5 protein-coding genes are annotated in these 5,852 nt (G+C 63.7%); 4 read left to right on the top strand and 1 reads right to left on the bottom strand.

Annotation, left to right across the window (positions count from 1 at the left end):
* The 4 genes from ACTHNZ_RS19285 to ACTHNZ_RS19270 all read left to right on the top strand — a co-directional run.
* A partial coding sequence (locus ACTHNZ_RS19285; RefSeq protein WP_440544168.1) for an amidase family protein occupies positions 1 to 748 on the top strand: 748 nt, incomplete at its 5' end.
* The gene (gene gatB / locus ACTHNZ_RS19280) at positions 745 to 2,220 is read left to right on the top strand and encodes an Asp-tRNA(Asn)/Glu-tRNA(Gln) amidotransferase subunit GatB (protein WP_440544167.1); all 1,476 of its coding nucleotides are present in this window, start codon (positions 745 to 747) and stop codon (positions 2,218 to 2,220) included. The genes ACTHNZ_RS19285 and gatB, both read left to right, overlap by 4 nt.
* 87 nt (positions 2,221 to 2,307) lie before the next feature.
* Positions 2,308 to 3,159 (top strand): PPK2 family polyphosphate kinase, encoded by an 852-nt coding sequence (locus ACTHNZ_RS19275; protein ID WP_440544166.1) that lies wholly within the window; start codon positions 2,308 to 2,310, stop codon positions 3,157 to 3,159.
* A gap of 97 nt (positions 3,160 to 3,256) precedes the next feature.
* The gene (locus ACTHNZ_RS19270) at positions 3,257 to 4,033 is read left to right on the top strand and encodes an exodeoxyribonuclease III (protein WP_440544165.1); all 777 of its coding nucleotides are present in this window, start codon (positions 3,257 to 3,259) and stop codon (positions 4,031 to 4,033) included.
* Between the two features lie 29 nt (positions 4,034 to 4,062).
* On the opposite strand, the gene ACTHNZ_RS19265 is transcribed toward ACTHNZ_RS19270, so the two are convergent.
* The gene (locus ACTHNZ_RS19265; RefSeq protein ID WP_440544164.1) at positions 4,063 to 5,739 is read right to left on the bottom strand and encodes a carboxylesterase/lipase family protein; all 1,677 of its coding nucleotides are present in this window, start codon (positions 5,737 to 5,739) and stop codon (positions 4,063 to 4,065) included.
* Positions 5,740 to 5,852 lie beyond the last annotated feature (113 nt).

Below are 5,852 nucleotides of genomic sequence, written 5' to 3'. Positions count from 1 at the left end.
CACGGCCGATGCACCCGCGGGCAAGCCGCTCGCCGGCCTGCGCATCGGTCTGCCGAAAGAGTACTTCGGCGAGGGGCTCGCAAGCGACGTCCGCGCTGCCGTCGATGCGGCCCTGAAGCAATACGAGGCGCTCGGCGCGACGCTCGTGCCCGTGTCGCTGCCGAAGACGGAGCTGTCGATCCCCGTCTACTACGTCATCGCCCCTGCCGAAGCGTCGTCGAACCTGTCGCGTTTCGACGGCGTGCGCTACGGCCATCGGGCGAGCGAGTATCGCGATCTGCTCGACATGTACAAGAAGTCGCGCGCAGAAGGGTTCGGCCCCGAAGTGAAGCGCCGAATTCTAGTCGGCACTTACGTGCTCTCGCATGGCTATTACGATGCTTACTATCTGCAAGCCCAGAAAATCCGCCGCATCATCGCGCAGGATTTTCAAGAAGCCTTCAAAGCTTGCGATTTCATCATGGGGCCGGTGGCACCCTCGGTTGCCTGGGACCTCGGCGCGAAGGGCGACGATCCCGTGCAGATGTACCTGGCCGATATCTACACGCTGTCGGTCAGCTTGGCCGGCCTGCCCGGCATGAGCGTGCCGTGCGGCTTCGGCGCGGGCGCGAACGCGGGCCGCCCGGTCGGCCTGCAGATCATCGGCAATTATTTCGACGAAGCCCGCATGCTGCAGATCGCCGATGCGTTCCAGCGCGTGACGGATTGGCATACGCAAGCGCCGCAAGCGGCTTCGCGGGAGGCATGAACATGGAGTGGGAAGTCGTCATCGGTCTCGAGACGCACGCGCAGCTGTCGACCGTCTCGAAAATTTTCTCGGGCGCCTCGACGCGCTTCGGCGCCGAGCCCAACACGCAAGCGTGCGCCGTCGATTTGGCGTTACCGGGCGTGCTGCCCGTGATGAATCGCGGCGCCGTCGAGCGCGCGATTCGCTTCGGTCTCGCCATCGGCGCGACGGTCGCGCCGCGCAGCATCTTCGCGCGCAAGAATTACTTCTATCCGGATCTGCCGAAGGGCTATCAGATCAGCCAATACGAGATTCCGGTCGTGCAGGGCGGCACGGTCGCGATCCAGGTGCCCGCCAATGAGAAGGCCGGCACCGCGGCATACGAGAAGACGATCCATCTGACGCGCGCGCACCTCGAGGAAGACGCCGGCAAGTCGCTGCACGAGGATTTCGCGGGCATGACGGGCATCGACCTGAACCGCGCGGGCACGCCGCTGCTCGAGATCGTCACGGAGCCCGACATGCGCAGCGCCGCGGAGGCCGTGGCCTACGCGAAGACGCTGCACGCGCTCGTCGTCTGGCTGGGCATTTGCGACGGCAACATGCAGGAAGGCTCGTTCCGCTGCGATGCCAACGTCTCCGTGCGCCCCGTTGGCCAGAAGGAATTCGGCACGCGGGCCGAGATCAAGAATCTGAACTCGTTTCGTTTTCTCGAAGAAGCGATCCAGTACGAAGTGCGCCGCCAGGTCGAGTTGATCGAAGACGGCGGCACCGTCGTGCAGGAAACGCGCTTGTACGATCCCGATCGACGCGAAACGCGTTCGATGCGCAGCAAGGAAGACGCGCACGACTACCGCTATTTTCCCGATCCCGATCTGATGCCGCTCGTCATCGACGCGGGGTGGATCGAGCGCGTGTTGGGGGAGATGCCCGAGTTGCCCGCGGCGATGCAGCAGCGCTTCGCCGAGCAATACGGCGTGACGCCTTACGACGCGACGGTGCTGACGTCGAGCAAGGCCATGGCGGGCTACTTCGAAGCCGTCGTCGCGAAGGCCGGCCCGGCCCAAGCGAAGACGGCCGCGAACTGGCTGATGGGCGAGGTGTCGTCGCAGCTCAATCGCGACGGTCTCGAAATCGACGCCTGCCCCGTTTCCGCCGCGCAGCTCGCACTCGTTTTGCAGCGAATCGCGGACGGCACGATTTCGAATAAGATCGCCAAGGAAATCTTCCTGGCCATCTGGGACGAAAAGGCGACGGACGAAGGCGCGGCCGACCGGATCATCGAGGCGAAGGGCTTGAAGCAAATCTCCGACACCGGCGCGCTGGAAGCGATCATCGACGAAGTGCTCGCGGCGAACCAGAAATCGGTCGAGGAGTTCCGCGCCGGCAAGGAAAAGGCGTTCAATGCGTTGATCGGCCAAGCCATGAAGGCCACGAAGGGCAAGGCCAATCCGCAGCAGGTCAACGAATTGCTCAAGAAGAAACTGTCGTGAGCTTCGCCGCGATCGGCGATGCCAAGAGGCTGGCCGGCGCTTCGCGGCGCCGGCCCCGCTCACGCTCGAACGGGGGGACGAAAAGGCATGGTCAAGCGCGCGAGGTTGGATGATTTCCGGGTGCCGTTCTATAGCGGCGAGAAAGGCGGCAAGGAAGGCGGCAAGGCGTTTTCGCTGGACCGGTTCGACGCGGGCGCCAGGCCTTTTTCGGCCGGTTCGAAGCAAGGCGATCGAGAGCGCTTGGCGACCCTAGCCGTCAAGCTGGACGAGATGCAGGAGCGCTTGCACGCACAGCGGCACGAGCGCGTGCTGCTCATCTTGCAGGGCATGGACACGAGCGGCAAGGACGGCACGATCCGCGCCGTTTTTCATGAGGTCGATCCGCTCGGCGTGCGCATTGCGACGTTCCGCGTCCCGACGCCCGACGAAGCGGCGCACGATTTTCTCTGGCGCGTACACCGACAGGCACCGGCCGCCGGCGAGCTGACGATCTTCAACCGCAGCCACTACGAGGACGTGCTCGTACCGCGCGTCCTCGGCGAGCTTCATGCCGCGGAACTCGAGCGCCGGTATGCGCACATTCGTCATTTCGAAGCGCTGCTCGCGGATTCGGGCACGGCAATCCTCAAATGCTTCCTGCACATTTCGAAGGATGCGCAGCGCGAGCGCTTGCAGGCGCGAATCGACGACGAGACGAAACACTGGAAATTCGATCGATCCGATCTCGAGGCGCGCAAGCATTGGGACGCGTACCAGGCGGCTTATGCCGACGCACTCGCCGCGACGTCGACCGAGCGTGCCCCGTGGTACGTCGTTCCGGCCGATTCGAAATCACATCGAAACGTGATGGTGGCCGCGTTGCTGCTGCGTGTGTTCGAAGGCTTGGATCTGGCATATCCTCCCGCGAAAGAATCGTTGAAGGGCATCACCGTCACCTAGATGTAAGCCGACCCAGAGACGCGACGAACGCAACAGACCCGAGCATAACCGCCGGTGCTGCCTATCCTGAACTTCATCGTTAGAACAAGGACATCGCATGCTGCGAGTGATCACGGCCAATTTGAACGGCATCCGATCCGCTGCCAAGAAGGGCTTCTTCGAATGGTTCGGCGAGCAAAGTGCCGACATCGTCTGCGTACAGGAAGTCAAATGCTCGCAAGACGACATGACACCCGAGTTCCTCGCGCCGCACGGGTTCACGGGATACTTCCAACATGCCGTGAAGAAGGGCTACAGCGGCGCAGGCCTTTACACGCGTCATGAGCCCGACGATGTCGTGATCGGCTTCGGCAGCGAAGAGTTCGATCCCGAAGGCCGGTACGTGGAAGCGCGATTCGGCAAGCTATCCGTCATTTCCGTCTACGTGCCGTCGGGGTCGAGCGGCGAGGAACGGCAGCAGGCCAAGTTTCGGTTCATGGACGAATTCATGCCGCACCTCGCCGAGTTGCGCAAGGAGCGCGAGGTCATCGTCTGCGGCGACGTGAACATCGTGCACAAGGAAATCGACATCAAGAACTGGAAGAGCAACCAGAAAAACTCGGGCTGCCTTCCCGAGGAGCGTGCGTGGCTCACGAAGCTGTTCGACGAGGTGGGCTATGTCGACGTGTTCCGCCGGCTCGATACGCGCCCAGAGCAGTACACCTGGTGGAGCAATCGCGGCCAGGCGTATGCGAAGAACGTCGGGTGGCGCATCGATTATCACTTAGCGACGCCCGGCATTGCCGAAACCGCGAAAGCGACGTCGATTTTTCGCGACATCAAGTTCAGCGACCATGCGCCGTTGACGATCGATTACGCTCACAGCGTGGCGTGAGCGCGGCGGCGGCGCATGGCCCTGGCCCGCTAGCGGCGCGGATGGGACGGCAGCAGCGGGTTGTCCGCGTAGTACTTGCGAAGGAATGCGTGCCGCGGTTCATCGCGGTCCACGATGGTCCGCGGTTTTTCGCCGATTTCCTGACGCAGCAGGCCGCCTTGGTCTTCGCGCGCTGCGGGCCAAACCGACCCTCCCGGCCGGCTCGGCGAGCCCGTTTTCACGAACTGCTCCACATAGCCGGAGAACAGGGCCGCTACGATGCGGTCCTTCAGCCGCCAGGGGAAGCGATTCGACATTCCGAGCGTATCGAGCGCGTACTTGATCTCGCTGCTATGCACGGCCCCGTCCTCCGGTAGTTGCCCGACCTCGGGGCTTCGCTTCGGCGGACGCTTGTGCGTGAAGTAATAGTAGTAGACGGGCGAGCCGCTGGTTTGCCTGTGCGCGTCCACCCAGCGGCGCGTGGCATGGCTGATGAAGATATCGCTCGCGAGCGACGTGGCCGATCGGCGCACTTCGTCGCCATCGTTGCCCGGGTACAGGGCGAGGGCCTCGTCCGCATAAGGGCCGAAAAGACGCTCGAGCGTTGTGCGCCATTGCGGCGGGGTCGGCGCGTGCTCGCCCAAGATCATCGTGTGCGGGGCCTCGGCGGAATTGCTGCCGGTCAACAGCGGCACGCGTGCTTGCGCGCCGGCCTCGTAGGTGGCTTCGAGCGGTTGGGTCAGAAAGTGGCCGTCCACGGACGGCCAAAACAAGAACTCTTGATGCTCCTTGGTGCCCGTGCCGGCCAGCAGTTGGTCTGCCGGTATCGCGCGCAGCGCGCTCAACGACGTTGCATTCATCTTCTGCGCGAACCCTTCTGAGACTGTTTTCGCATCGTCGCGCGACCATACCGTGAGCGGGCCGAAGGCCGCGCCGCTTTCGCCGATCGCCCGGGCGAAGAGGCCTTTCGAGAGCGGTGACGCCATATGCGCGCTGACGGCGACCGAGCCGGCCGATTCCCCGCCCACCGTCACCTCATCGGGATCACCGCCGAATTGGGCGATGTTCTCGCGAACCCAGCGCAGCGCGGCGTATTGATCGAGCAGACCGAAATTGCCGGCAGCGCCATAAGGAGATTCGCGCGCCATTTCCGGCAGCGCCAGGAAGCCGAATACGCCGAGCCGGTAGTTGACCGTGACCGTTACGATGCCGCGCGAGGCGAGGGCCGCGCCGTCGTAGCGCGGCTCGGAGCCGTCGCCCGCCGCGAAGCCGCCGCCATAGAAATAGACGAGCACCGGCAGTTTTTCGCCGGCCGTGCGCGCCGGTGTCCATACGTTTAAAAAAAGGCAATCCTCGCTCATTTGGCTCGAGCGAAATTGCATCGAAAAGAGCGGCAACTGCATGCAGCGCGCGCCGAATTGCTGCGCGTCGCGGACGCCGGCCCAGGCAGAGACCGGTTGCGGCGGCTTCCAGCGGAGTTCGCCGACGGGTGCTTGCGCGTAGGGAACGCCCCGGAACTCGCGCAATTGCACCGTTTTCATCGACGTCCGGACGCCTTCGATCGCACCGCCGGTGACGTCGACGCGCGTTGCCGGCTCCTCGATCGCGGCGCTCAGTGCATTCGGCAGCAGACAGCCGAGCGCCACGGTGACGAGCGCCGCGACGGTGCGTTGACCCGGCGCACGCAGCGAAGGCACGCGTTGAACGATTGCCGTTTGAGTCTTCATCGTGATCCTCTCCAGTCGAAAATTAACGAGTGCGGACCGCAATTCGCGTTTGAGGCGCGAATGAGTCACCGGCGCCATGAATCGATGGCGCGGTGAGATGAAGCTGAGTTGGA

The organism is Trinickia sp. (assembly GCF_051953955.1).
Lineage (GTDB): Bacteria > Pseudomonadota > Gammaproteobacteria > Burkholderiales > Burkholderiaceae > Trinickia.
Note: the sequence above shows the minus strand (reverse complement) of the source record. Positions and strands in the feature narration are given on the sequence as shown.